General features: G+C 48.5%; 23 protein-coding genes and 1 tRNA gene. 22 read left to right on the forward strand and 2 right to left on the reverse strand.

Annotated features, from left to right (window positions below; all coding sequences use genetic code 11):
- Positions 1–111 precede the first annotated feature (111 nt).
- The 4 genes from BQ7117_RS04165 to BQ7117_RS04180 all read left to right on the forward strand — a co-directional run bounded on the left by BQ7117_RS04165 (position 112) and on the right by BQ7117_RS04180 (position 3,167).
- Positions 112–552: a (deoxy)nucleoside triphosphate pyrophosphohydrolase gene (locus BQ7117_RS04165; RefSeq protein ID WP_073996338.1), complete on the forward strand. Its 441-nt coding sequence runs from the start codon at positions 112–114 to the stop codon at positions 550–552.
- 112 nt (positions 553–664) lie between these two features.
- Positions 665–1,693: a YeiH family protein gene (locus tag BQ7117_RS04170; protein ID WP_084789888.1), complete on the forward strand. Its 1,029-nt coding sequence runs from the start codon at positions 665–667 to the stop codon at positions 1,691–1,693.
- Positions 1,694–1,753: 60 nt separating this feature from the next.
- Positions 1,754–2,722: an HNH endonuclease family protein gene (locus tag BQ7117_RS04175; RefSeq protein ID WP_073996339.1), complete on the forward strand. Its 969-nt coding sequence runs from the start codon at positions 1,754–1,756 to the stop codon at positions 2,720–2,722.
- Positions 2,723–2,774: 52 nt separating this feature from the next.
- On the forward strand, positions 2,775–3,167 hold the full coding sequence (locus BQ7117_RS04180; protein ID WP_073996340.1) for a hypothetical protein: 393 nt from the start codon (positions 2,775–2,777) through the stop codon (positions 3,165–3,167).
- Between the two features lie 122 nt (positions 3,168–3,289).
- Here BQ7117_RS04180 and BQ7117_RS04185 read toward each other — a convergent pair whose 3' ends face one another.
- Positions 3,290–4,246 (reverse strand): aldo/keto reductase, encoded by a 957-nt coding sequence (locus BQ7117_RS04185; protein WP_073996341.1) that lies wholly within the window; start codon positions 4,244–4,246, stop codon positions 3,290–3,292.
- A gap of 51 nt (positions 4,247–4,297) precedes the next feature.
- Between BQ7117_RS04185 and BQ7117_RS04190 the strand changes: the two genes are divergently transcribed.
- From BQ7117_RS04190 to BQ7117_RS04200, 3 genes are read left to right on the forward strand one after another with little or no spacing between them, the layout of a single operon-like run.
- Complete coding sequence (locus BQ7117_RS04190; protein WP_073996342.1) at positions 4,298–5,140, forward strand: undecaprenyl-diphosphate phosphatase; 843 nt, start codon at positions 4,298–4,300, stop codon at positions 5,138–5,140.
- A complete protein-coding gene (locus BQ7117_RS04195; RefSeq protein WP_073996343.1) occupies positions 5,141–6,502 on the forward strand; it encodes a hypothetical protein in 1,362 nt (453 codons plus the stop codon).
- The gene (locus BQ7117_RS04200; protein WP_073996344.1) at positions 6,499–7,176 is read left to right on the forward strand and encodes an HAD family hydrolase; all 678 of its coding nucleotides are present in this window, start codon (positions 6,499–6,501) and stop codon (positions 7,174–7,176) included. The genes BQ7117_RS04195 and BQ7117_RS04200 overlap by 4 nt, the downstream gene beginning before the upstream one ends.
- A gap of 127 nt (positions 7,177–7,303) precedes the next feature.
- Here BQ7117_RS04200 and BQ7117_RS04205 read toward each other — a convergent pair whose 3' ends face one another.
- Positions 7,304–8,137: a RecB family exonuclease gene (locus BQ7117_RS04205; RefSeq protein ID WP_073996345.1), complete on the reverse strand. Its 834-nt coding sequence runs from the start codon at positions 8,135–8,137 to the stop codon at positions 7,304–7,306.
- A 57-nt stretch (positions 8,138–8,194) separates the two neighbouring features.
- Between BQ7117_RS04205 and BQ7117_RS04210 the strand changes: the two genes are divergently transcribed.
- The 15 genes from BQ7117_RS04210 to uvrB all read left to right on the forward strand — a co-directional run bounded on the left by BQ7117_RS04210 (position 8,195) and on the right by uvrB (position 25,517).
- Positions 8,195–9,280, forward strand: a complete 1,086-nt coding sequence (locus BQ7117_RS04210; protein WP_237563051.1) for a tRNA (adenine-N1)-methyltransferase — start codon at positions 8,195–8,197, stop codon at positions 9,278–9,280.
- Entirely contained in the window at positions 9,256–10,860 is a 1,605-nt protein-coding gene (dop, locus tag BQ7117_RS04215; RefSeq protein ID WP_237563052.1) for a depupylase/deamidase Dop, read from the forward strand. The genes BQ7117_RS04210 and dop overlap by 25 nt, the downstream gene beginning before the upstream one ends.
- A 93-nt stretch (positions 10,861–10,953) precedes the next feature.
- On the forward strand, positions 10,954–11,175 hold the full coding sequence (locus BQ7117_RS04220; RefSeq protein WP_073996347.1) for a ubiquitin-like protein Pup: 222 nt from the start codon (positions 10,954–10,956) through the stop codon (positions 11,173–11,175).
- Positions 11,176–12,561 carry a proteasome accessory factor PafA2 family protein gene (locus BQ7117_RS04225; RefSeq protein WP_084789889.1) on the forward strand — a complete coding sequence of 462 codons (1,386 nt, stop codon included), beginning with the start codon at positions 11,176–11,178 and terminating at the stop codon, positions 12,559–12,561. It abuts the gene before it with no gap.
- Entirely contained in the window at positions 12,561–13,421 is an 861-nt protein-coding gene (locus tag BQ7117_RS04230) for an FKBP-type peptidyl-prolyl cis-trans isomerase (protein WP_073996348.1), read from the forward strand. The genes BQ7117_RS04225 and BQ7117_RS04230 overlap by 1 nt, the downstream gene beginning before the upstream one ends.
- Before the next feature lie 49 nt (positions 13,422–13,470).
- A complete protein-coding gene (gene hisF / locus BQ7117_RS04235; RefSeq protein ID WP_073996349.1) occupies positions 13,471–14,241 on the forward strand; it encodes an imidazole glycerol phosphate synthase subunit HisF in 771 nt (256 codons plus the stop codon).
- Positions 14,242–14,294: 53 nt separating this feature from the next.
- Positions 14,295–14,702, forward strand: a complete 408-nt coding sequence (gene hisI / locus BQ7117_RS04240) for a phosphoribosyl-AMP cyclohydrolase (RefSeq protein WP_073996987.1) — start codon at positions 14,295–14,297, stop codon at positions 14,700–14,702.
- A 36-nt stretch (positions 14,703–14,738) separates the two neighbouring features.
- Positions 14,739–15,596 carry a prolipoprotein diacylglyceryl transferase gene (gene lgt, locus BQ7117_RS04245; protein WP_237563053.1) on the forward strand — a complete coding sequence of 286 codons (858 nt, stop codon included), beginning with the start codon at positions 14,739–14,741 and terminating at the stop codon, positions 15,594–15,596.
- Positions 15,597–15,647: 51 nt separating this feature from the next.
- The gene (pyk, locus tag BQ7117_RS04250) at positions 15,648–17,069 is read left to right on the forward strand and encodes a pyruvate kinase (RefSeq protein ID WP_073996351.1); all 1,422 of its coding nucleotides are present in this window, start codon (positions 15,648–15,650) and stop codon (positions 17,067–17,069) included.
- Positions 17,070–17,161: 92 nt separating this feature from the next.
- A tRNA-Leu gene (locus BQ7117_RS04255) sits at positions 17,162–17,244 on the forward strand.
- A gap of 57 nt (positions 17,245–17,301) precedes the next feature.
- Positions 17,302–17,916, forward strand: coding sequence for an ANTAR domain-containing response regulator (locus tag BQ7117_RS04260; RefSeq protein WP_073996352.1), 615 nt, complete (start codon positions 17,302–17,304; stop codon positions 17,914–17,916).
- A gap of 48 nt (positions 17,917–17,964) precedes the next feature.
- Positions 17,965–20,667, forward strand: coding sequence for a DNA polymerase I (gene polA / locus BQ7117_RS04265; RefSeq protein ID WP_073996353.1), 2,703 nt, complete (start codon positions 17,965–17,967; stop codon positions 20,665–20,667).
- A gap of 292 nt (positions 20,668–20,959) precedes the next feature.
- Complete coding sequence (gene rpsA, locus BQ7117_RS04270; RefSeq protein WP_073996354.1) at positions 20,960–22,438, forward strand: 30S ribosomal protein S1; 1,479 nt, start codon at positions 20,960–20,962, stop codon at positions 22,436–22,438.
- A 141-nt stretch (positions 22,439–22,579) separates the two neighbouring features.
- Positions 22,580–23,467, forward strand: coding sequence for a dephospho-CoA kinase (gene coaE / locus BQ7117_RS04275; protein ID WP_073996355.1), 888 nt, complete (start codon positions 22,580–22,582; stop codon positions 23,465–23,467).
- 1 nt (position 23,468) lies between these two features.
- The gene (gene uvrB / locus BQ7117_RS04280) at positions 23,469–25,517 is read left to right on the forward strand and encodes an excinuclease ABC subunit UvrB (RefSeq protein ID WP_073996356.1); all 2,049 of its coding nucleotides are present in this window, start codon (positions 23,469–23,471) and stop codon (positions 25,515–25,517) included.
- Positions 25,518–25,799: the final 282 nt, after the last annotated feature.

Here is a 25,799-nt window from a genome sequence, read left to right on the forward strand (position 1 = left end):
TGTAACTCTTGAGTAGGTGACAAGTTTCTCTAACACTTTAATAGGGAAAATTGGCTTTGAGCAATATATTTTGCAAAAACTAAAAAATTTTTAGATAGGGAAAATGGGTATATGGCCGGGGTAGAAAGTGAAAATGACGTATCGGAGAAGATAATACGAGTGAGTGGCGGAATTTTTTACCAAGCTGGAAAGATACTCGCTGCTCAGCGTGCCTCGGGGCGTGATTTAGCTGAATATTGGGAATTTCCTGGGGGAAAGATCGAAGCTGGAGAAAGTGGAAGAGAAGCTCTATACCGGGAACTTAAAGAAGAATTACAGGTGGAAGCGGAGATAGGGGAATTTTTTGCACGTTCCACATATCGTTATTCTTTCGGAACTGTAATTTTAGACACATATTTTTGTGCTTGGCGCAGTGGTGACTGGAAATTACACGTGCATAAGGAGCTACGGTGGCTGGCGATTTCCGAGTTATTGACGTTGCAATGGGCGCCTGCCGATGTGCCTATTATTGAAAAATTGTTGCAGGAAGATTTTTCTGCCGGTATTTATTAAATAATTTTGCCTTTTGCTAGGCTGTGATGGTTGATATGCGTGGATAATGTTCTGCTGCGGAATCTGGGTTTGGTGTGAATAGATTTATTTATAGATAGAGATTAAAAGAGTTATGCAAAAAATTATGAGCCTGCTGCCGGGATTGGCAATGGTGGCTATCGTCGCCGTGATAGCTTATTTTACTAATTACTTTCTACCAGTGCTTTCTACGCTTTTAGTAGCTATTTTACTCGGTATTCTGCTGCGCAATGTGGGTTTAATACCGGCGCGGGCAGAAGCAGGAATTGCTTTTGCTTCTCGCACTGTGCTGCGAGCTGGAGTGGTGCTACTTGGTTTTGAGCTTTCGATTCCCGTAATCGCTTCGCTGGGTTGGGGAGTGATTGCCACGATTCTGCTTACAGTTAGCTGCACTTTTCTTATCACACTACTTTTGGGGCGGCTTATGCGTCTCTCTTTGACCGATACTATTCTCACTGCTACTGGTACTTCCATTTGCGGGGCGGCAGCAGTGGCAGCAATGACTGCGGTGACTAGCCAGTATGACGAGGACGATGCTGATGCGGCTGCAACAGCGGTAGCAGGCGTGACTATCTACGGCACGCTCGCGATGTTTCTCTTGCCGATTCTGGTGCCGATTTTCGGATTGAATGATCTAAGTGCCGGTACTTGGATAGGGGCGGGAGTCCATGAAGTGGGGCAGGTAGTGGCCGCGGGAGGATTAATCAATACTGCAGTTTTAGATACTGCTGTGGTCACGAAACTAGGGCGAGTGCTTATGCTCGCTCCTTTAGTAGTAATAGTGGGTATAGCCTTGGCACGGCAGGAACGAAAAGAAGGCAGCAGCTTGGTGCGTACACAAAACGAAAAGTCTGCCAATCCGCCTATCGTGCCACTTTTTGTAGCTGGATTCGTGGCAATGGTGGCCTTGCGCTCAGTTTTAGGGTTGCCCGCTGATCATATTCTTCCGGAGCTAATTACCCAAATCGCTACTTTGCTCTTGACTGCGGCCATGGGTGCGATGGGGGCGGGGGTACACTTGCGCAAAGTGCTTACCACCGGCCGGAAACCTATGTTACTAGCGGCGGCAGCGGGAATAACTGCTGCTAGCGTCTCTTTGGTAGGCACCATGCTTTTTCTCTGAAGGTTTCCACAAAGATAAATCTGAATCTCTCGTAAACTAGGTATTTTTTAAGCTGATAATATGCTTTTCTCTTTTGTGCGCTGGCTCGGTTTTCGCTCTCAAAATAAAGCTTTTGCACCGTTTTGCTTGGGAATATGGGTTCTATCAGTAATTTTTTTGCTAAGCAGCCTCTACGTATTTAGCCTCGAGGAAGCGGCAGCCGCAGACGATACGCCTACTGCGCAAGCAGAACGAGTGGCTGCTGCCCAGAATTTTTTACGCACGCAACTAAGTGCGGATAATCCTGATCCGCATGGAGGAGTGGGATATCGCGGCAATCGGCGTGCTATTTTTGGGGAGCCGTGGCTAGATGTTGATGGTAACGGCTGCGATACTCGCAACGATATACTTGCTCGCGACCTAGAAAATGTGGATTTTTCTCCGCGGGCGGGGCAGCAGAATTGGGCGGCTGGAAAAGGTGTGGGAGTAGCTTCTTGCCCAGATGCCACGGTATACAGTGGCAAACTACGTGATCCCTACACTGGAAAAGAAATAGAATTTCGCCGCGGTGCGCAGAGCTCTGCACAAGTGCAAATCGATCATATTATTCCGCTTGCCTATGCTTATATGCACGGTGGCTGGGAACTAGCGCAAAAAGGAGAGAAAAATTTACTGCAAGAATTTGCTAATGATCCGGTGAATTTACGGGCAGTATCTGGCGCAGCCAATAAAGAAAAATCGGCAGCGGGGCCGGCGCAGTGGCTCCCCGAAAATCGTGATTTTCATTGTGAATATGCGCTAGAGATGGTGGCGGTATTAGAAAAATATAATTCGCGCGGCTTCACGTTAGCGCCCGCAGACCGGAAGGCTTTGCTAGATATTCTCGATAATTCTTGTAGTGGTGCCAGGGGAAAAATCGGGGCAATTCGCCAGCAAATGGTAGAAAACATGCCCATAGTTATTTTTCTAGGAGGCGGTGCGGTGGTAATAATTTTCTTTTTTAAGGAGCCCCGGCGTAGTAAAAAATCCGTAATTTATAAAAAACGTTAATATCTTTAGTTATTCTTTGAAAACTGCACGCAAACTGGGCTACTCTGGAGTTATGGCTGTAGATTTGCAAACTGCGTATACTCGCTTGGTAAATGCACTAGAAGAATTTCATAGTTCGGTATTGGAATTTTCCGATGCGGAAGCACCGGCGGTATTGCGCGCCACCGATCATTTAGTGGATGCCTACACCGTTTATGACGATGCGATTTTCACCCAATATGGGGTAGAGATGCCTTTCGATACCTACGCCGACGATGATGACGACGATGACGATTACGAAGGCAATGAAGCTTTTGATTTTTATGCTCATGATGACGATGATGATGACGACGATGAGTATGATTTCTCCGACGCGGATGATGAAGATGATGACGACGATTACGGCGAAGATGATGACTACGATGACTATGATTACGCCGACGACGATGATGAGGATGACGATTAAAGAAAATGACTGATTGGCGTGGTTAGCGCAGTAATTCAGTCAAATAATTTAATACGCCTTTAATTTTTTAATTTGCCTTTAATTTGCGCTTTTGGTTTCGCGCGCGCTGGCTATACAACTATCTAAAGAGATGGATAGGCAATATGTGGGCGCGATACGTCGTTTAGTACATTAAATACCTGCGGAGGAAGCTCTTCTATTTCGGCGCTGAAGAGTTGATCAGCTTGGTTGGCAGTACGTGGCCCGCAAATCGCACAAGCCACGCCATTTTGCAGTGCCCAAGCTAAAGCCACATCGGTGGGAGTGCGCCCGAGCCCGTCGGCGGCTTTGGCTACCGCTTCGGTGATACGGCGGGGAGTTTCTTCCAAATAGGGAGCTACCATAGCGTAGAGGTGTTTAGTGGCCGCCCGCGAAGTGGGCGGAATAGTATTGCGATATTTACCAGTTAAGACTCCGGCCGCAAGCGGGGAAAAAGCAATCATTCCTAATCCGAGCGCTTGCGCCATAGGGAAATTATCTAGCTCAGTTTTTCGCTCTAAGAGTGAATAGGGAAAAGCCAGAGCAGTGGGGAGAGGTAAGTGTAAATCTTCCATAATCTGCCGGAATTGCGCACTCTTCCAGGCGCTTTGCCGGCTAAATCCCAGATAGCGTACTTTTCCTTGTTCTACAAAATTAGCAAGGGTGCTGAGCATTTCCGCAGCTGGTATTTGTGGATCTGGTTCAGGAACGAGCAATAAATCCAGGTAGTCAGTTTTTAGAGTGCGCAGGGTTCCATGCAGGGAACGGTAGAGATGACTGCGCCCTCCCCGCAATTCGGTACCTTTTTTGTTATTGGAAATCTGCCCGCACAATACTAAATCGGTACGGGAAAAAGCCTTGTTTAGCAGAGCTCCCACTACTGCTTCGGCATCTCCTTCTCCGTAATCTGGGGAGATATCTAGTAGATTACCTCCCGCGTTGAGTAAGGCGGCGAGAATGTGGGCGGCATCAGCTGGCTCTGTATCGCGCCCCCAGTTGAGAGTGCCGATTCCGAGATTTCCTACCTGTAATCCAGAATTTCCAATCTTGGTGTGCTTCACACCTCCGAGCTTAGCTCAACTCTGGGGAAAAAATATAGCTAAGCTGAGGGAGTGGGAATATTCGAAGCCATAATTTTAGGTATTGTGCAAGGATTGACGGAGTTTCTGCCCATATCCTCTTCGGCACATTTACGCATCGTTGGAGAGCTATTTCCAAACTTAGGCGATCCGGGAGTGACCTTTACCGCCGTCACTCAAATAGGCACGGAAACAGCTGTGCTCATCTATTTTTGGAAAGATATTCGGCGCATCATCAGCAATTGGTTTCGGGCTTTACCGCTGGTGCCGGCCGCAAAACGACTTCCGCAAAGTGATCAGTATGTGCGGCTGGGTTGGATAGTAATAGTGGGTTCTATCCCGATTGCGGTATTGGGATTAGCGCTGGAAGATGCCATAGATTCGGTATTTCGTAACCTCTATGTGACGGCCTTTATGCTGGCACTTTTTGCTATTTTGCTCGGTTGGGCAGATCGCTGGGGGAAAAAACAACAGCAATTAAGTGATATGCCGATAAAGCATGGCTTAATTCTTGGCTTCGCGCAGTCTTTGGCGCTTATCCCCGGTGTTTCACGTTCGGGAGGTACTATCACTGCCGGTTTACTCCTCGGCTATACCCGCAGCACTGCCGCGCGTATTTCTTTTTTCCTGGCTATCCCCGCTATCTTAGCTTCCGGATTTTATCGACTTTTTAGTGACGACGGCACTGGCCCGCAAGTAGGAGCTCTTCCCACCCTCGTAGCCACGCTAACTGCTTTTGCGGTGGGATTTGCAGTTATAGTCTGGTTCTTGCGGCTAGTGGAAACAAAATCGTATATGCCTTTCGTAATATATCGTTTAGTTCTCGCAGCTACCGTAGTAATTATGTTGGGCAGCGGCATATTGGAGATGTATTAAATGCGTACTTGGGCTGAGCCAAAACTAGAGAAATTACCCGGCACGCCGCCGCCGCTTTATTTACGTGATACTAATACCGGGGAGCTGCGCCGGCATTCTTTTTCGGATCTGCATCTTTGGGTATGTGGAATCACCCCCTACGATGCTACACATCTCGGGCACGCCAATACCTACGTATTTTTCGATATTCTTGCTCGTACTTGGAGGGATTCCGGGCGAGTACTGCGCTATGCGCAAAATCTTACCGATATTGACGATCCGCTTTTTGAGCGTGCCGCGGCCACCGGCGTCTATTGGAAAGACCTTGCCGCCGCGCAGACGCAACTTTTCCGCGAAGATATGGAAAAATTACGCGTGATTCCCCCGCAGGATTGGGTTTCGGTCTCGGAAGCGCTTCCGGATTTAATGGAGCAGGTAGAGAAGTTTCGCCACCAAGAAAATGCTTATGAATTGTCGAATGCCAACGGCAGTACCGATATCTATATTTCTTTAACAGGAGATACCCATTTCGCGGCCGCGCCCATTTTTTCAAATATGGATCTAGCAGCTGTATTTGATGCGCACGGTGGAGATTCTGCTCGCCCCGGGAAACGAGATATTCTCGATCCCTTGCTCTGGCGGGGAGTGCGCGGGGCAGATTATTCCCCTATTGATTTACGCGATGGCGGTTGGCGGCCGGGGTGGCATATTGAATGCGCCGTAATAGCCCACAAGTTACTGGGCAGAGTGGATGTGCAAGGAGGGGGAGCTGATCTAATTTTCCCACACCACGAGATGAGTGAGGCCCATTTACGTGCGCTAAGTGATGATGCGGCGCCGGTCGGTATCCATATGCACAGCGGGCTAGTGGCCTATCAAGGGCAAAAAATGTCTAAATCGCTAGGTAATTTAGTGCTGGTTTCCAAATTAATGGCTGCGGGAGAAGATCCGCGGGCAGTTCGTTTAGCTATTATTCAGCATCATTATCGCGAAGATTGGGAATATGACGATGCAGTATTGCAAACAGCTACTATGCGTTTGCAAAATTGGCAGCGGGCGGCGCACGCTCCTATAGAAACTCGCCCAGAATCTGCGCCGGCAGCTGCTGCAATTACGGAAACTGCGGCAAGCGAAAATTCGCTAAAGCCTGCTGCGGTGTGCACCGAGCAATCTTTGGCAGGTACGGAAGCAGCGGTAGGCACAGAAAAATCGGTGCGGGAGTTTTTACAGGAGATGCGCACTCACTTAGCAAAGGATTTAGATACGCCGCGCGCCCTCAGGCTGGTAGATAACTATACTGCTGCTATAACTAGCTGGGAATCTAGTGCGGCGCGGCAACTTTTTATTACCACAATAGATAATCTTTTAGGGATTGCGCTATGAAAACTGCTAGTAATTTTTCCGGTGCGGTGCTCTTCGATATGGATGGCACTCTCACTGATACCGAAAAAATTTGGTGGGAAGCGGAGCAGAAAGTTTGTGCGCGGGCTGGTTATGAGCTAAAGGTAGAAGAAGCGAAAATGAGTATTGGAAAATCGCTTCCGGAAGCAGCGCGGCAAATTGTGGAATACACCGGAATCGATATGACGCCCGCGGAATACGAAACCGAATTGACACAGCTAGTAGCACAAATAGCCGCGGAAGAAGGACTACCGTGGCGGCCGGGAGCCTTTGAATTATTGACTTGCTTGGTAGAAATGGGGATTCCTTCTGCTCTCGTCACGTCTTCTTACCACAGCTTTGCGCGGCACGCTCTGCGCCGGGCTCCGCAAGGCAGCCTAGAAGTAATAGTGAGCGGAGATATGCCCATTCGGGGGAAACCACAGCCAGATCCTTATTTAGAAGCGGCGCACTTACTCGGAGTAGATATTCACAATTGTTTAGCCTTTGAAGATTCTATACCGGGGCTCTATGCCGCTTTTCAATCGGGGGCGCGCACTTTTGCAGTGCCTTTTATGGTGGAATTGCCGCGTCTGCCAGGAGTGCGCTTCTTAAAGTCTCTTCAAGAAGTGGATGCAGATTTTCTGCGGCAAGAGTTTGCGGATTTAATACCCTAGCGCTGATACAGTAATACGCTTTTTAATACATTAATTATGCTAATACACTATGCGTGCTTTAATGCATTTCTAGGATGCGATACGACGTGATGTGATAGGAAGCGATGCGATGAGAGCGAAGTCCGTATTAAGAATCTGCTCTTTGTACCGTAAGCAACTGCGCAGCTCCCTCTTCATTCCAAGGCGGGGTGCTTGCACCAAAAGCTGGGCAGAATTTTTGAAAACTGCACCAGCTACATAGGGGGCTGGTACGCGGAGCGAAATAGCGTTTCTCCAAACTGTGCAAGATATTTTTCCATACTGAATCTACTTGCCGGCAAAATAAATCAATATCCGCTTCCACCGGGTCATAGCTGAGAATCTGGCTATTTTTTAAATAGAGCAGCTGTGCGCGTAGCGGTAATTTACCATCGCGAAAATACAGCGCTGCCACATAAAATAAAAGCTGAAATATGGCGTCTTCTTGAAACTGTGGTTGGGGTGATTTCCCTGTTTTATAATCCACAATTCGAATATCTCCCGCCGTATTTTTATCTAAGCGATCAATTATGCCGCGAATTGCTAATCCGGAAGGCAGATAGGTATTTATAAACATCTCGCGCTGGGCTGGCTCTAAATACTGGGGATTTTCTAAGTCAAAATAATTTTTTAGCAAGGGGCGCGCCGATTCGAGCCAGGGTGTAATCTCCGCAGCGGTAGGAAAAATTTTGAGAGATTCCGGGTGCTTTTCTAGGTGTGCTTTCCAGTGCGGAATCAACATATCTTGGGCTTGTTCTTCATTCCGCTCTGCAGCTGGCAAGAGAAAGAGATTTTCTAAAACGGAATGTACGAGAGTGCCGCGAAGTGCTTCTTGGGAAGGCGTTTCAGATATTTTGTCGATTGTGCGTAGGCGAAACTTAAAAGGGCAGCGCTGAAAATCTTTTATGCGGGAGGGGGAGAGCGCAGCGTGAGTTGAGTTCATAGCTCTACCGTACTACGCCTTTTGGGGAACTTTCCTCCAGCCCGTAGAATGTGGAATGTGCAGGATTATCCACAAGATCAAAAAGCGCGGCGGCGCGGGCCCTTTCGAGCCGGTGAGCGCGTGCAGCTGACTGACAGTAAAAATCGTCACTATACCATTACGCTGACTGCCGATGGGTATTTTCAATCTCGGCGGGGAAGTTTTTATCATCGGGATTTGATTGGGAAAGAGGAAGGTACGCTGCTCACCACGGCAACGGGGCACAAACTGCTGGCATTCCGCCCACTTATTTCGGATTATGTACTCTCGATGCCGCGTGGTGCCACCGTGATATATCCGAAAGATGCTGGGCAAATTGTGCACTATGCGGATATTTTTCCAGGTGCGCAAGTAGTAGAAGCCGGTTTAGGCTCGGGAGCTCTAGCTATCTCGCTTTTGGCCGCCGTGGGTAAAGAAGGGCATTTAACTTCGGTAGAACGCCGCCCCGAATATGCCGATATAGCGCGCGCCAATGTGGAATCGTGGTACGGCACCGCGAATTTGCCCTGGGAAATAAAAATAGGAGACTTGGCAGAAGTATTGGCAGATTTTCCTCCCGCCCAGATAGATAGAGTAGTGCTCGATATGCTCGCTCCGTGGGAAAATATTGCCGCGGCGGCGCGGGTACTAGTGCCGGGAGGCGTATTTTTAGCCTACGTAACCACTATTCCGCAGCTTTCGCGCCTCACCGAAGAACTGCGCATATCTGGGCAATTTACCGATCCTACGTCATTTGAAATACTGCTCCGCCCCTGGCACGTAGAAGGACTTTCCATTCGCCCCGTACATTCGATGGTGGCACATACGGGATTTTTATTAACGGCGCGGCGCTTAGCTGGCGAATCCGCCGGGCAACTTTTTACTCCAGAGCAATTATCGGAAGCTGTTCTTCCATTTCGCGGAGAAGATAGTGATTGGGAAGCAGAATTAGATCGAGATTTTAAGAACGAGAAGCGGATTCGGAAAATTCGGCGAGCGGTGGCGCGGCGAGCTGACCAAGAGAAAAGCGGTCTTTCTCACCCCGGTGAAAATATGGAGAAACTAGAAGCACAACTGCGGCGGGAGCAAAAGGAGAAAATATGCCCATCGAAGCAGCCCGAGTAATTGGTTTAGAGACGGAGTTTGGAATTCTAGATGCGGAGCATAAATCCGCAAATCCGATAGTGCTCAGCACCGAAGTAGTTAATTCGCTAGCTGAATTCGGGGCGGCAGCGGATAAAAGCGCAAGTAACTGGGATTATAGTGGTGAAGATCCACTCCAAGATGCGCGCGGTTTTCATCTAGAGCGCGCGGCTGCCCACTCCTCACAGCTCACAGATTCCGGTGCCAAGTATGGCACTTCAGTGGCGGCAGAAATGGCATTTTTGCCCCGCCCGCGCCCAGAAGAGCTGCGTCTTTCCCGAGTAGCGAATACGGTATTGGCAAACGGGGCTCGATTTTATGTAGACCATGCACATCCGGAATATTCCGCTCCGGAAGCTGCCAGCCCGCGCGCGGCCGTGCTCTGGGATCGGGCCGGAGAGGTAATTGCACAGCGTGCTATGCAAAAATTGGCGGAGCAGGGTAAGCAATATGTGCTCTATAAAAATAATGTTGACGGAAAAGGCGCTTCCTATGGTGCGCATGAAAATTACTTGCTCTCACGCCGAGTAGATTTCGCTACTATCGTGCGTTATCTGACTCCTTTTTTAGCTACGCGGCAAATTTTCTGCGGAAGTGGCCGGCTGGGGATTGGGCAAAAATCAGAGCAGGCTAATGCTTTTCAGATAGCACAGCGTGCTGACTATATTGAAAATGATGTGGGGCTAGAAACCACTTTTAATCGTCCGCTTATAAATAGTCGTGATGAACCACATGCACCGGCTAATTATCGCCGTCTGCATTTAATAAACGGCGATGCCAATCAATTCGATATTTCTACATTTTTAAAAGTTGGCACTACTTCGCTCGTACTCGGCTTATTAGAAAGTGGAAATATCCCGCTTTCCTTAGAAGCGGCGACTTTAACTGATCCAGTAGCTGCTACTTGGCAAATATCGCATGATCTTTCGCTGCGGGCGCCTGTAGAAATGCAAGATGGGACTGCGAAAACGGCCGTGGATATTCAAGAGATGTATCTGGAAGCCGTGCGAGATGAAATAGAAAAGAATGGCAATAAAGATAGCGAAACTTTAGAAATAATCGACCTCTGGCAGCAGACTTTAGACGCTCTACGCACCGATATTTTTTCTTTAGCTACGCAGGTAGAATGGATAGCGAAATACCAGCTACTGCAGTCGTGGCAGCATAAATATGGGCAGAGTGATCTGGGAGAAAAATTACGGGCGCTGGATTTACAGTGGCATGATTTACGGCCAGAAAAATCCGTGGTGCAAAAGCTGCGCCAGGCCGGGCGGGTAAAACAGCTTTTTAGTGACGCAGAAGTGCAGTGGGCAGCTGCTAATCCTCCATCCCAGACGCGCGCCTACGTGCGGGGAAGTTTAATTAAGAATTTTCCGGCGGGTGTGGCAGCGGCTGGCTGGGGAGGAATAGTTTTAGATATTCCGGAAAATCCGCAGCTAGTGCGAATTCCGCTTTTAGATCCACAGCCAAAAAATTTAGCGGAATATCGCAGTTGGATAGAAAATAGTTCGTCAATAGAGGAGTTTTTCCAGCTATATAGCAAGCAAGGGTACGGAGCATAATTGTGTGCTCTCTGGAGAAAAAGTAGAGTTAAATGATGGCAGTAGTCAGGGAGAGAAACAGAGAAACAGAGAAACAGAGAAACAGAGAAAATAATGGCAAATGATGCAGTAAATAAAGTAGATAATTTCGCTAGCGGGTTAAATGCGGGTAATGGCAGCAATGCGGCGAATGCGCAAGATGCGGCTAATAACCCAGTGGCGGCAGAGGAAAAAGTCGATGAAAATCTAGATATGCTGCTGAGCGATATTGGAGAAATACTGGAAGAAGATGCAGCAGCTTTCGTACAAGGTTTTGTACAAAAAGGTGGGGAATAAGTGGTGCAGCCGGAAAAAAGAATTTTCGGTATTGAAAATGAATATGGCATAACTTGCCCGCGGATCGACGGGCGCGGTTCTGCACTGTTGCCGGAAGCAGCTGCTCAGTTACTCTTCGCTCCTTTGGTGGAAAAAATGCACACGGCCAATGTGTATCTACCGAATGGAAGTCGGCTTTACTTAGATGTAGGTACCCATCCAGAGTATGCCAGTGCCGAATGCGATGACCCCGCTGATTTACTGGCAAATGACCGCGCCGGGGATGCGATATTACGAGATTTAGCAGCGCAAGCTAATAAAGAATTACGTGCAAAGCAGGCGGGGCAGATTCATCTTTTTAAGAATAACGTCGATAGTGCCGGGCATTCTTTTGGCTGCCATGAAAATTACCTAGTGCGCCGGCGGCGTGACTATCGGGCGCGGGTAGAATCATTGATTCCTTTTTTCGTATCTCGGCAGCTACTAGTGGGAGCGGGTTATATTATGCCCGCTAGCGAAGATGAGGCTGCACATTTTGAAATTTCCCAGCGGGCGCGTTATATATCAGATTCGATATCCGCTGCTACTACTAATTCTCGTCCACTTATAAATACCCGCGATGAACCGCACGGAGATCCGGAGCGGTTTCGTAGACTCCACGTGATAGTAGGAGATTCGAATATCGGTGATGCCACCACTGCCTTGAAAATATGCATGACGGAAGCAGTGCTGGGAATACTGGAAACGGGAGAAAAACTACCGGAATATACTTTAGAAGATCCCTTAGCCGCCTTACGGGCAATTTCGCAGGATTGGCAAGCAGTGGTGCCTTTGGCAAACGGAAAAAGTATTTCTGCACTAGATCTACAAATCGTTTTTTATCAGTGGGTAGAATCCCACTATGAAAAGTGGGGATGGGAGGTACAATCGCCCCTTCGTCAATATGCTTTCCAACTGTGGAAGCGAGCTTTAACTGCTTTGGAAGCAGATAATTTATCGGCAATTGCCACCGAAATAGATTGGGTAGCAAAATGGCGTTTTTTCCGCCGCTATCAGGAAAAATTTTCTTTAGACTACGGAGATATTCGTTTAGCCCGTCTGGAATTAGCTTGGCATGATATTACGGAAAAAGGTTTGCGCGATTCCTTAGAAGAGAGCGGGATTTTGCAGGTATTGCTCACTCCTGCCGAAATTAGTGCAGCTCAATTACTACCTCCGCGTACTACGCGGGCAAAATTGCGTGGAGATTTTATTCAGGCGGCGCAGGCGGCGCGTGCTACTTATTTAGCAGATTGGTCTACGCTGCAGTTGGTGGACGGCGCTGGCGTCCATAGCATAGAGTTAGATGATCCTTTTGTAGCTACTGATAAACGGGTAGAGCTACTTTTGGCTCGGTTGGAGAAATAATGCCAAGACGCTTAGCCTTACTGGCTTTAGGAATAGGGCTATTAATTGGTCTGTTACCAGGATTTACGCACTGGTTTACGGGGCCAGGCCCGGCGGATTTACGTATTAGTGCCTATGGAGAAATTGGGGAACCAGTATTTTTGCAGGTTACTGGCACTCCGCGTATTGCCGATAGGGGAATTCGGGTACTTAAAGAAGGAAAAGGCGAGAAAATAAAGGCTGGCGGGCAGGTACTTTTTCAGGCGACGTCATTTATATATAAAAATGGGTATCGCTTGGTTGAGAACGAGTACAGCCGCATCTATGCCGGAGTAGCGGAAGCGGAAAGTCTAGGGAAAGTAGCGCCAGCACTAATCGAGCAAAAAATTGGCAGTCGTATAGAGGTCGTTGAAGTGCCGGAAAATGAAAATAAGGCGGAAATAGTAATAATCGATATTTTGCCGCTGCACATTGCGGGCGAGAATAAAAATTCTGGCGCAGCGGGGCTTCCTACAGTTACGGAGGATGCGGCAGGTGTACCGCATCTACAGGGGGGAGACGCCCATACATTCCGGACGGCGGTGCTGAAAGCGGGATCGGGAGTGCAGCTGCATAAAAAATCGCGGATATATGCTAATTATGTGCGCACCGATGCGCAGGGAAAGGTGTTGGAAAATACCTGGGAAAATCCTGCTCCTGCCTATTTGGAATTAGAAAAATTATTTACGGGATTGCAGAGCGGACTTATAAATGAACGGGTAGGATCGCGAATTTTGCTTACAATTCCCGCGGCGCAGAGCCGAGGAGATAAAGATATCTATATGGTGGTAGATATATTGGCAGAAGTGGCAAATAGAGAGGCAGCGGGAGCGGAAAAATAATTTTCGGGGCTAGCGGAAATAGCGGGAGAAATTTAAGAAGGAAAATATTATGGGCGTAGCAGTAAGAGTAATACCCTGCCTAGATGTGGCAAAAGGCCGGGTAGTAAAAGGGGTAAATTTTCGCAATTTACGCGATGCCGGCGATCCGGTGGAGTTGGCAAAGCTTTACAGTGAGCAGGGCGCCGATGAGATTACGATTTTAGATATCGCCGCTTCGCTGGAAGATCGCGCTACTACTCAGAAATTGGTAGAAGACGTCAGCGCGCAGGTATTCATCCCTTGTACAGTGGGTGGAGGTGTGCGCTCCGTGGCTGATGTGCAGCGTTTACTGGCTGCCGGTGCCGATAAGGTCGGGATTAATACGGCTGCTATTCGCCGTCCGGAGCTATTAAAAGAAGTGGCGGAAACTTTCGGAAATCAAGTTATCACTCTTTCTGTAGATGCGCGCCGGGCTCCGGGTTTGCAGACGGCTTCAGGATATGAAGTCACCACGCATGGTGGAAAGCAAGGTACTGGTATAGATGCACTAGCCTGGGCGGAAAAGGCCGTAGCTTTAGGAGCGGGAGAAATCCTCCTCAATTCTATGGATGGAGATGGCACTACTGCCGGATTTGATTTAGAAATGATTGAGGCGATGCGGCAGGTAGTAGGGGTGCCAATTATTGCTTCCGGTGGGGCGGGTAAGGCAGAAGATTTTGTAGCTGCTGTACAAGCTGGTGCCGATGCCGTATTAGCAGCTTCCGTATTCCACTTTGGAACCCTCTCGATTAAAGAGGTAAAGCAGGCTTTGGCAGCCGCCGGAATCGAGGTGCGGTTGTGAGTAAGAAAAGTGCGGATGTGGAGAATAAAGGCACAGCTGTGAGCAATAAAGATATGGCTGTGGCTGCAGCTGCGGGCAATAAAGATATTGCGGCAGAAGATAAACTTGCGGCTGATATTTATCGGCGTCTGCGCTGGGATGCATCCGGTTTAATATGTGCGGTAGCGCAAGATTATCTAAACGGAGAAGTCCTTATGGTGGCATGGATGGACGAAACTGCGCTAGCGCGTACGCTCCGCACGGGAAGAGTCTGGTATTGGTCGCGTTCGCGCCAGGAGTATTGGCGAAAAGGTGATACTTCGGGGCATATTCAAGAAGTAGTGCGCGTAGAAGTAGATTGTGACGGCGATGCACTACTATTGCAGATACGGCAAAAGGGAGCAGCTTGCCATACAGGCACGCGGAGTTGCTTCCAAGCAGGTGGAGAATTACCGGTACAGGCGGCAGTAAAAGTTTCTTAGTGTATAAGTTGAGAGATAGTTACAAAGGTGAGTAGCGTGCAAATATTATCTATTCCATCTCCATCAGTAGGGGTTTGGTATTTGGGACCTTTACCGGTGCGGGCCTATGCTTTGGCAATTATTACCGGAATTATATTTGCTTATATTTGGAGCGATAAACGCTATCGCGCCAAAGGTGGTCCAGAAGATACCTTGGCCGATGTAGCTATTTGGGGAGTAATTTGTGGAATCCTAGGTGCGCGTCTTTATCACGTATTCACCACTCCGCAGCCTTATTTTGGTGCGCAGGGTGATATCTGGAAAGCTCTGCGGATATGGGAAGGTGGCCTGGGAATTTGGGGCGGAGTAGCGGGCGGAGCATTGGGTATCTTTATCGCCTTACATCAGCGCGGATTGCGTTTCGCTCCGGCTGCGGACGCTATTGCGCCCACTTTATTGATTGGGCAGGCTATTGGGCGTTTTGGTAATTATTTCAATCAAGAACTCTATGGAAGACCTACTAATCTGCCATGGGGCTTGGAAATAGCTCCGGAAAAAATTAGTGGGGGATACCCGCCCGGCACTCTCTTTCACCCCACTTTTCTCTATGAAGCGCTGTGGTGTTTATTAGGAGCTTTTTTGCTGGTGCGTCTAGAAAAACGCTTCCACTTAAATAGCGGTATGCTCGCAGCTGCCTACGGTATGTATTACACGCTGGGGCGGCTCTGGATAGAGATGCTCCGCATTGATCAAGCAGAAATAGTGGGGGGATTGCGGCTAAACGTCTGGACGTCTGTAGTTATTTTCCTCGGTGCACTTTCTTTATTCCTCTTTTTGCGCACGCTTCGCCGGCAAAATCCGCAAATAAATGATATTTATCTGCCGAATGCACAGCCAACTGCGGATGCGAGATAACTTATAGTGTTTGAAGAGAGATATTTTGCCAATATCAGCTAGGATAGATGTATGCGTAGAGCAAAAATTGTATGTACATTAGGGCCAGCTACTGCTTCGAAAGAAAAAATAGTTGAGTTAGTAAAAGCTGGTATGAACGTGGCGCGTATCAACGCCTCGCACGGAGTTCATGCTGAGCATGAACAGAATATCGACTGGGTGCGGGAAGCAGCTGAAGAGTTAGATACGCCGGTTGCGGTGTTGCTAGATTTACAAGGGCCAAAGATTCGACTCGGAACCTTTGCCGATGGGCCAGTAATGCTTAATCCCGGAGATATCTTTACCATTACCACCGCGGATGTGGCTGGTAATGCGCAGTTAGTCTCCACTACTCATAAAGGCCTGCCTGGTGATTGCGCTCCCGGCGATAAGATTCTTATTGACGATGGCAAAGTACAGGCGCGGGTATTAGAAGTTACTGATACCGAAGTGAAGACGGAAATTCTTATCGGCGGTCCAGTTTCCGATCATAAAGGGGTAAATTTACCGGGAGTTGCCGTTTCGGTACCGGCCCTTTCGGAAAAAGATCGAATCGATTTGGAATGGGGCTTAGAGTACGGCTGTGATTTAGTGGCACTTTCGTTTGTGCGCTCTGCCCGGGATGTGCAAGATGTGCACGAAATAATGGATAAAGTTGGGTGCACGCGGCCGGTAATCGCAAAAATCGAAAAACCGCAAGCAGTGGAAGTCCTCGAAGAACTGATCGATGTATTCGATGGCTTTATGATTGCGCGAGGTGATTTAGGCGTCGAACTGCCGCTCGAACAAGTTCCAATTGTGCAGAAGCGGGCAATTGCTTTGGCGCGCCGGCACGCGAAGCCAGTAATAGTGGCTACGCAAGTATTAGAGTCAATGATAAGTGCCCCCACCCCGACCCGAGCGGAAACTTCTGACTGCGCGAATGCTATTTTAGACGGTGCCGATGCCGTCATGCTTTCGGGAGAGACCTCGGTAGGTAAGTACCCAGTACGCTGCGTAGAAACGATGGCGTCGATTATTGAATTTACGGAAGATAAAGCCTTGGAGAGCATTCCGAAGCTCGGTAATTTACACCGCACGCGCAACGGCGTTCTCACTAAATCCGCTTTAGACGTAGGCGAAGCACTCGGCGTTAAATACTTGGCAGTATTTACTTCCTCCGGGCAGACAGCGCGGCGTATGTCTCGCCTGCGTTCCCGGATTCCACTGTTGGTATTTACTCCACACCGGGAAATTCGCCGGCAGTTAGCACTTTCTTGGGGAGTGCAATCGCTGTTGGTGCCGCCGGTAAAGAATACCGACGATATGGTGGATCAGGTAGATCGAGTACTGCGGAAGCGCGATATGGCAGTGATTGGCGATAGAGTGGTAATCATCTGTGGTATGCCTCCGGGGAGCAGCGGTTCTACTAATACTATTCGTATCCATAAGATAGGGGAGACCTTTAAACTGTAAAACTCCTGCCAATGTGATAGATAACCTTGGTTGGAGCTTGAAAAGTAGAGCTTTCTCCTTATAGGATTTATGCGTTTCCTTTGGAAACGTACGCTCCTGTGGTGGAACTGGTAGACACACTGCACTCAAAATGCAGCGCCCACAAAGCGTGCGGGTTCGAATCCCGCCGGGAGCACCGCCTAGAATATGAGCATTTAGGCTATATATACTTTGCAATGGAGAGAAGGTAGCCGTGTCGGAAAAGAATACGCCAGCTGCAGGTGAGTCGTCGCCAGAAAAGCCGATACGGGCTCTGGTGGCAGAAGATGAGACCTTAATTCGCCTAGATATTGTCGAAACTCTACAAGATGCCGGTTATGAAATAGTGGGAGCCGCTGCCAACGGAGCAGAAGCGGTAGAGATGGCAGCAGAGCTAAAGCCGGAATTGATTGTAATGGACATTAAAATGCCGGTAAAAGACGGCATAACGGCGGCAGAAGAGATTTTAAATACGCAGAATTGTGCAATCGTCATGCTGACTGCTTTTTCCCAGAAAGATTTAGTAGAAAAAGCCCGAGATGCCGGCGCTATGGCTTATGTAGTGAAGCCGTTTACGCCTGCTGATCTATTACCGGCAATTGAAATAGCTATTTCCCGCAGTCAAGAAATGGCGGCTCTGGAAGCGGAAATAGCTAATATGGAAGAAAAATTCACCAGTCGGAAGATCGTATCGCGGGCTAAGGGGCTTTTGCAGGAAAAAATGGGATTTACCGAGTCCGAGGCTTTTCGTTGGATTCAAAAAACTTCTATGGATCGGCGTCTAACTATGCGCGAAGTAGCGGAAGCCGTTATCGAACAGGTGGGGTAAAGCAGAATTTAATCTGCACTAAATTATTTTCCCGGGTAATCTGGAGTTATGAATAGCCCTACCTTATTGCTCATTGATGGCCACTCCATGGCTTTCCGCTCTTTTTATGCACTGCCTTTTCAGCAGTTTCGTACGCAAGAGGGGATATATACCAATGCGGTATTTGGCTTTACTAAGACATTGCTGCGTTTACTGCGCGATTATCAACCCGACCATGTGGCGGTAGCTTTCGATTTGCCGGGTGGTACTTTCCGTACGCGCGTCTATGGTGAATATAAAGGCGGGCGAGCGGCTACCCCAGAAGAATTCAAAGGGCAGATATCTTTAATTCAGCAATTGCTGGAAGCAATCGGGATTACCTGGATTACAGTGCCGGATTATGAGGCAGACGATATCCTTGCCACGCTCTCCCAGCGGGGAGCCAAGGCGGGAATGAAAGTTTGGGTAGCTTCTGGTGATAGGGATGCTTATCAGCTAGTCAATGAGCAAGTGACGGTACTTTATCCGCAGCAAGGAAAATTAGTGCCTTTTAATGCCGAAAAAGTACGGGAAAAGACGGGAGTCACTCCGGATATTTATCCCGATATGGCTGCCCTGGTGGGGGAAAAGGCGGATAATCTACCGGGAGTGCCGCTAGTAGGGCCAGTGCGCGCCCAAAAATGGCTAGAAGAATACGGCTCTTTAGAGGCTATTTTAGAGAATGCCGATAAAATTACCGGAAAAGCGGGAGATAATTTACGCGAATCACTGGCGCAGGTGCGGCGAAACCGCGAGCTAAATGCGCTAGTGCGCGATTTAGAGATTGAAAAAAGTTTTGCCGAAATGGAGGTGTGCGGGGTAGATTTACCAGCTTTTTCGCAGCTCTGCGCGACCTTAGATTTTAATCATTTACGATCGGAGATTTTGCATACGCTTCCCGTTAAAGAAGGCGCAGAACCCGTGGTGGAGGCCAATTCTCAATTGCGGGAATTAAAAGAGGAAAAGCTATCACCGGGCGCCTTGGAGAATTTTTTGGCAGCACATTCTGCTCCCTTTGCAGTTGCGGTAAAGGGAAATACCAAAGCAGGGCAAGGCACAGTAGAAAGTTTTTCCATCGCCGCTGCCGACGGGTCTGCAATTACCAGTGATTTTGCCGCTCTGCCAGCTAGCGATAAGCAGGCTTTAGCTGCTTGGCTGGCTAATGTGGAAATATCCAAAGTGGGGCATAACGTCAAAGGTATGAATCATGCTTGGATTGGGGAGGGAATGCGCCTATATGGCACCGTTGCCGATACAGAAATTCAAGCTGCGCTACTTCATCCCGATCAGCGGAAATACGAAGTAGATAAACTGTGCCTACGTTATTTAGCTTTGGATATCAGCTCAGCGAATGACGGTACTTTAGGAATTAACGCCGATGGCACTCTCGGAGGCGATAATTTTGCGCGGCGCACCCTTGCCTTGCTGGATTTAGCAGATTTCTTAAATGCCGAATTGGCAAAGACCGGCACGGCGCGCCAAGTTTTAGAGCTGGAATTAGCGGTATTAGAAGTGCTCACCGAGATGGAAGAGCGCGGAATCTGCGTAGATAGAAAAATTTTGCAAAATCTGGCGGCTGATTTCGCGGCGAGCGCGGAAAATGCGACACAGTTAGCCTATCGGGCGATAGACGATGAAAACGTAAATCTTTCTAGCCCGAAACAACTCCAAGCAGTGCTTTTTGATAAATTGCAGCTGCCTCCGACTAAAAAAACCAAATCTGGAAGCTACACTACGAACGCGGAGGCTCTTGCCGATTTATTAGAAAAAATAAGTAATCGGGAAGATGCACAGGCGGTGGCGGGGCAGCAATTTTTGTCTGCGCTCTTAGCGCGGAGAGATGCTGTGAAACTTTCTCAATCCATTACTGGTTTGCAAGAAAGCGTGCAAAAAGATTCGCATATCCGCACCACTTTCCAACAGACCACGGCGGCTACCGGGCGGCTTTCTTCTACGGATCCGAATTTGCAGAATATTCATGCGCGTACGGCTGAAGGGCAGCGGATACGTAGTGCTTTTGTGCCGTCGCCGGATTACGATTTACTTCTCACTGCCGATTATTCGCAAATTGAAATGCGCCTCATGGCGCATCTTTCCGGAGATAGCTCCCTTATTCAAGCCTTTAATGATGGAGCAGATTTACATCGATATGTGGCTAGCCGCGTTTATAAGGTTCCTGAAGCAGAAGTCACTGCTAGCCAGCGTTCTCATATTAAAGCTATGAGCTACGGCCTAGTTTATGGACTTTCTGCCTATGGTCTGGCGGCCCAGCTGCATATTTCACCGGGAGCTGCGCAGAATCTTATGGATGAATACTTTAGCCGTTTTGGGAAAGTGCGTGATTATTTGCAATCTTTAGTAGAAAAAGCGCGGGCGGATGGCTATACCGAGACAATTACCGGGCGGCGGCGTTATTTGCCCGAGCTGAGTTCGCAAAATACGCAAGTGCGGAAAGCGGCGGAAAGAATGGCGCTCAATGCGCCGATTCAAGGTTCTGCTGCCGATATTATTAAGAAGGCCATGTGGAAGGTGGAATTACGGCTGCAGCGGGAAAATTTGCAGGCGCGTATGCTGCTGCAGGTACACGATGAATTGATATTTGAATTGCCAGCTGCTGAGTTAGCGCAAGTAGAAGCATTGGTGCGTGAAGAAATGGAAAATACTATCCCACTGAGTGTGCCGCTTTCGGTGGGTATTGGATCCGGGGCGAATTGGCAACTGGCTGCCCACTGAAACTCAGATAACATACGCAGAAGCTGAGTATTTCTTTGCCAATAATTCGCTCTTGCGGTATTGGAGAGCCACCTATGCCCGGTATGCGTCGGTTAGTTTGTCTGGTAGGTATCAACTAGTCCGCTGCCAGAGCTAAGAAAATTTGTGGGCAATTAGTCAAAGAAAAATTTTGTTTTAGGCTTGCTTTCAACGGGAAAAGCCCCGTAGAGTGGTGTACTGGTATGCCGGACTTTCCAGCCTGCCAATTGTCCATGTAAGAACTAGTTTTATCCGTAACGGAGTCACCAACTCTATGAGTGAAAATATTACATCCTCCCAAATTCCGGAGGTTGCCATAAATGATTTCAACAGCGAAGAAGAATTCATTGCCGCTGTTGATAAGACCATCAAATACTTCAATGACGGAGATATCGTCGAAGGAACCGTAGTTAAAGTAGACCGAGATGAGGTACTTCTCGATATCGGCTACAAGACGGAGGGAGTTATCCCTTCGAAAGAGCTCTCCATCAAGCATGATGTCAATCCGGATGACGTCGTCCAAGTTGGTGACGAAATCGAAGCGCTCGTAACGCAAAAAGAAGATAAAGAAGGGCGGCTGCTTCTTTCGAAGAAGCGGGCGCAGTATGAGCGGGCTTGGAATGAAATCGAGAAAGTTAAAGAGGCAGACGGCGTAGTCACTGGTACCGTGATCGAGGTAGTCAAAGGCGGCCTCATTCTCGATATCGGTCTGCGGGGCTTCTTGCCGGCTTCTCTCGTGGAGATGCGGCGGGTACGCGATTTGCAGCCTTATATTGGGCGGGAAGTAGAAGCGAAGATTATCGAACTCGATAAGAATCGCAATAACGTGGTACTTTCGCGTCGGGCTTGGCTAGAGCAGACGCAGTCGGAAGTGCGTACGCAGTTCCTCGATACTCTCCAGAAGGGGCAAATTCGCGAAGGCGTTATTTCCTCTATCGTCAATTTCGGAGCTTTCGTGGATTTGGGTGGCGTAGACGGTCTGGTACACGTATCCGAACTCTCTTGGAAGCACATTGATCATCCTTCCGAAGTAATCGAAGTAGGAGATAAAGTAACCGTAGAAGTACTGGATGTAGATTTCGATCGGGAGCGGGTATCCCTATCTTTGAAGGCTACGCAAGAAGATCCGTGGCAGACCTTTGCTCGTACCCACAGCATTGGCCAAATCGTACTGGGCAAGATTACCAAGCTGGTACCGTTTGGCGCTTTTGTGCGGGTGGAAGACGGCATCGAAGGTTTGATTCACATTTCAGAGTTGGCGCAACGTCACATTGATCTACCAGAAGAAGTCGTAAAGATTAACGACGAAGTATTCGTAAAGGTAATCGATATTGATTTAGAGCGCCGGCGTATTTCTCTCTCGCTGAAGCAGGCTAATGAGGGAATAGATCCGAATTCAGAAGATTTCGATCCTTCGCTCTACGGTATGACCGCTGAATATGATGCAGAAGGCAATTACAAGTATCCAGAAGGATTTAATCCGGAAACCAACGAGTGGATGGAAGGCTACGAAGCGAATCAGGCGGCCTGGGAGCAAGAATATGCTGCCGCCGAAAGCCGCTGGAAGGCTCATAAAGAGCAAGTAGCGGAAGCGCTGAAGGCAGACGCAGCGGCAGCAGCAGAAACTGCCGCCGCAGAAGTTCCTGCCAGCTATTCTTCGGATACGGCTCCTGCCGAAGCGGAAGAAGTGGCCGGTACGTTGGCTAGCGATGAAGCACTAGCAGCGCTGCGGGAGAAACTTACCAGCAACTAATAAAGCTGCTAAGTAAGTAGCAATAGTTATTCAGGTGGGGCGGAGAAATTTTCTCCGCCCCACCGCTATAATTAGGCTGCAAAGTAGAGCAAAAGTGTAAATGCACGCACATAGATAAAATCTGAGGATATAGGGGCAGAAATGCTGCAAATTGGATTAGGTGGAGGTATCGGTAGTGGTAAATCTGCTTGTGCGGCAGCCTTAAAAGCACTCGGAGCGCAGGTAATTGACTATGACCAGCTAGCGCGGCAGGCGGTAGTTCCGAGGAGTGCCGCTTGGCAGAAGATAGTGGCCCGCTGGGGGAAAGATATAATAGGGGTAGATGATTCATTAAATCGAGCTGCTCTCGCAGAGCGGGTATTTAATTCGGCGGTGGAATTAGCAGCATTAAATTCTTTTATACACCCAGAGGTCTATCGGCTGGCATCTGCACAACTGCACCAACTGCCAGAAAATTCAATTGTAATTCACGATATTCCACTTTTATATGAGAGCGATTTAGCTCTCCGCACCCATGCCAATATAATTTTACAGGCAGAAGAAAATATCCGGATACAGCGGTTAGTAGAAAATCGGCATTTTACAGTGGAAGCGGCGCAGAAAAGAATTGCTAGCCAAGTGAGCGCAGAGAAACTGGCAGAGATTGCTGATGTCTTGATAGATAACAATGCTGCGGCCACTGAATTGGCAGAGATTGCGGGGCAATTATGGAGAGAATGGTTGCTTCCTTTTGCGAAGAATTGGGAAAATCAAGAGCGTTTTTTCGCGCCGAGAGGAAAAATTTCGCCGCGCGTCAGATTCTTCGCGAATTTGCCTCTTATTGTGCGAAGATTGCAGAAACTGGGCTTAGCTGCACAAATTCTGGCAGATAGTAGTGAAGAAAAAGTGATACAGATAGAAAAAGGAAATATGGCCGATAGGGATTTTTGTAGAGCTTTGCGGGAGAGCGGATTACTACTGGAGCGGGGCGAAATAAAAGCCGCTAATCCGCGGTGTACAGTTGTATTTCAAATAGCGGAGAAAAAGTAAAATGCGCCCTGTTACACCGCTAGTGCGCCAAGATGCACCTTTTCAAGTAATTTCTGATTATAAACCGGCTGGTGATCAGCCAGCGGCAATTGCTGAATTAGCGACCCGACTCCGCGGTGGGGAAAAAGATATCGTGCTTTTAGGTGCCACCGGCACGGGTAAATCTGCTACTGCGGCTTGGCTCATTGAAGAAGTGCAGCGCCCTACCTTGATTTTAGAGCCCAATAAAACTTTGGCGGCGCAGATGGCCGCGGAATTCCGGGAGTTACTTCCGAATAATGCGGTAGAGTATTTCGTCTCTTACTATGACTACTACCAGCCGGAAGCCTATGTGCCGCAGAGCGATCTTTATATTGAAAAAGATGCTTCTTCTAATGACGAAGTGGAGCGGCTCCGCCATTCGGCTACTAACTCCCTTTTGACCCGCCGCGATACCGTAGTAGTGGCTTCTGTTTCGTGTATCTATGGTCTAGGTACTCCGCAGGAATATGTAAATAGAATGGTGCGTTTGGAGCGGGGTGGGGAAATTCCGCGCGATGAACTATTGAAAAAATTTATCACTATGCAGTATTCGCGTAATGATTATGAATTTACGCGGGGTACTTTTCGGGTAAAAGGCGATACGGTAGAAATAATTCCCGTATATGAAGAGCTAGCTATTCGTATTGAATTTTTTGGAGACGAAATAGAATCGCTCAGTTATTTGCACCCTCTGACGGGAAAAGTGCTTTCTGATACGGATCATGTACATATATTTCCAGCTTCACATTACGTGGCGGGGCCAGAGCGCATGGAAAAAGCTCTAGCAGGTATCGCAGCAGAATTAGATGAGCGGCTAGCGGTGCTGCGGGAGCAGGGGAAACTTCTTGAAGCGCAGCGGCTGGAAATGCGCACTACTTATGATTTAGAAATGATGCGGAATCTGGGAATTTGTTCCGGTATCGAAAATTATTCTCGGCATATCGACGGGCGAGAGGCAGGTACCCCGCCTAATACTCTCTTAGACTATTTCCCAGAAGATTTCCTCTTGATTATAGACGAATCACATGTGACGGTGCCGCAGATAGGAGCGATGTATGAGGGGGATATGTCGCGGAAGCGCACGCTGGTAGAGCACGGTTTTCGTCTGCCTTCGGCACTGGATAATCGACCGTTAAAGTGGGAAGAATTTTTAGAGCGAATCGGGCAGACTGTCTATCTTTCAGCCACACCGGGTCGCTATGAACTAGAACAAGCCGACGGATATGTAGAACAAATAATTCGCCCCACTGGGTTAGTAGATCCAAAAATCTCGGTAAAGAGCACCAAAGGCCAGATAGATGATTTATTAGAGGAAATTCGGGTGCGCGTGGAGCGATCCGAACGAGTACTCGTCACTACTCTGACGAAAAAAATGGCAGAGGATCTTACGGAATACTTAGCCGAGCGCGGGGTGAAAGTAGAGTATCTGCACTCCGATGTGGATACTTTGCGCCGCGTGGAATTATTGCGGGAGCTGCGTTTAGGTAAATTTGATGTATTGGTGGGAATCAATTTGCTGCGCGAGGGGTTAGATTTACCAGAAGTATCGCTAGTGGCTATTTTAGATGCCGATAAACAAGGCTTTTTGCGTTCCACTACATCTCTTATTCAGACGATTGGGCGAGCAGCGCGTAATGTGGCCGGTGAAGTGCATATGTATGCTGATACCGTCACGCCGAATATGCGCCAAGCAATTGCTGAAACGAATAGGCGGCGGCAGAAGCAGATAGCTTATAACCAAGCTCATGGTATTGATCCGCAGCCCTTGCGGAAAAAAATATCTGATGTCACGGATATGCTGGCGCGCGAAGATATTGATACCCAAGAACTGCTAGCAGGTGGATACCGGCAAGAGCACAAGCTGGCTACTACGGCGCAACGGCGAGACGGGCAGGAGATTGCGGATCTGCTTACGGATTTGACTGCGCAAATGCATGAGGCGGCGCGCCAGCTGCAATTTGAATTAGCGGCGCGAATTCGGGACGAAATCCGCGATGTGAAGCGGGAACTGCGGGCTATTGATGATTAAAATTCCCGGCCTACGGGGGTGCTAAGTCTACCCCAGCAGGGTAGCAAGCTGTGCGGTAAAAATCCGTAGTGGTAATTTAGCGGCGAAGCGTGGGAATAATCATTATTTCTAGTCAGGAAAATTCGCTCGGAAAAGTTAGAATAAGGGGCGGAGGGGAGTATTCCCATAGAATATCGATTCGTCAGTACGGTGCCCCGGCATCCGGATCGAGGCCAATCTTGGCGGGAAGAGACCTCCGGTACCTCTAAATAGCAATGTACCGGAAAGGGGCAAAATGCTACC

Source organism: Arcanobacterium urinimassiliense, from assembly GCF_900119495.1.
Classification (GTDB): Bacteria; Actinomycetota; Actinomycetes; order Actinomycetales; family Actinomycetaceae; genus Arcanobacterium_A; species Arcanobacterium_A urinimassiliense.

Coding starts and splice junctions, on each gene's coding strand:
- BQ7117_RS04165 (WP_073996338.1), top strand. CDS start 112: ATGGCCGGGGTAGAAAGTGAAAATGACGTATCGGAGAAGATAATACGA.
- BQ7117_RS04170 (WP_084789888.1), top strand. CDS start 665: ATGCAAAAAATTATGAGCCTGCTGCCGGGATTGGCAATGGTGGCTATC.
- BQ7117_RS04175 (WP_073996339.1), top strand. CDS start 1,754: ATGCTTTTCTCTTTTGTGCGCTGGCTCGGTTTTCGCTCTCAAAATAAA.
- BQ7117_RS04180 (WP_073996340.1), top strand. CDS start 2,775: ATGGCTGTAGATTTGCAAACTGCGTATACTCGCTTGGTAAATGCACTA.
- BQ7117_RS04195 (WP_073996343.1), top strand. CDS start 5,141: ATGCGTACTTGGGCTGAGCCAAAACTAGAGAAATTACCCGGCACGCCG.
- BQ7117_RS04200 (WP_073996344.1), top strand. CDS start 6,499: ATGAAAACTGCTAGTAATTTTTCCGGTGCGGTGCTCTTCGATATGGAT.
- BQ7117_RS04205 (WP_073996345.1), bottom strand. CDS start 8,137: ATGAACTCAACTCACGCTGCGCTCTCCCCCTCCCGCATAAAAGATTTT.
- dop (WP_237563052.1), top strand. CDS start 9,256: ATGCCCATCGAAGCAGCCCGAGTAATTGGTTTAGAGACGGAGTTTGGA.
- BQ7117_RS04220 (WP_073996347.1), top strand. CDS start 10,954: ATGGCAAATGATGCAGTAAATAAAGTAGATAATTTCGCTAGCGGGTTA.
- BQ7117_RS04230 (WP_073996348.1), top strand. CDS start 12,561: ATGCCAAGACGCTTAGCCTTACTGGCTTTAGGAATAGGGCTATTAATT.
- hisF (WP_073996349.1), top strand. CDS start 13,471: ATGGGCGTAGCAGTAAGAGTAATACCCTGCCTAGATGTGGCAAAAGGC.
- hisI (WP_073996987.1), top strand. CDS start 14,295: ATGGCTGTGGCTGCAGCTGCGGGCAATAAAGATATTGCGGCAGAAGAT.
- pyk (WP_073996351.1), top strand. CDS start 15,648: ATGCGTAGAGCAAAAATTGTATGTACATTAGGGCCAGCTACTGCTTCG.
- polA (WP_073996353.1), top strand. CDS start 17,965: ATGAATAGCCCTACCTTATTGCTCATTGATGGCCACTCCATGGCTTTC.
- rpsA (WP_073996354.1), top strand. CDS start 20,960: ATGAGTGAAAATATTACATCCTCCCAAATTCCGGAGGTTGCCATAAAT.
- coaE (WP_073996355.1), top strand. CDS start 22,580: ATGCTGCAAATTGGATTAGGTGGAGGTATCGGTAGTGGTAAATCTGCT.
- uvrB (WP_073996356.1), top strand. CDS start 23,469: ATGCGCCCTGTTACACCGCTAGTGCGCCAAGATGCACCTTTTCAAGTA.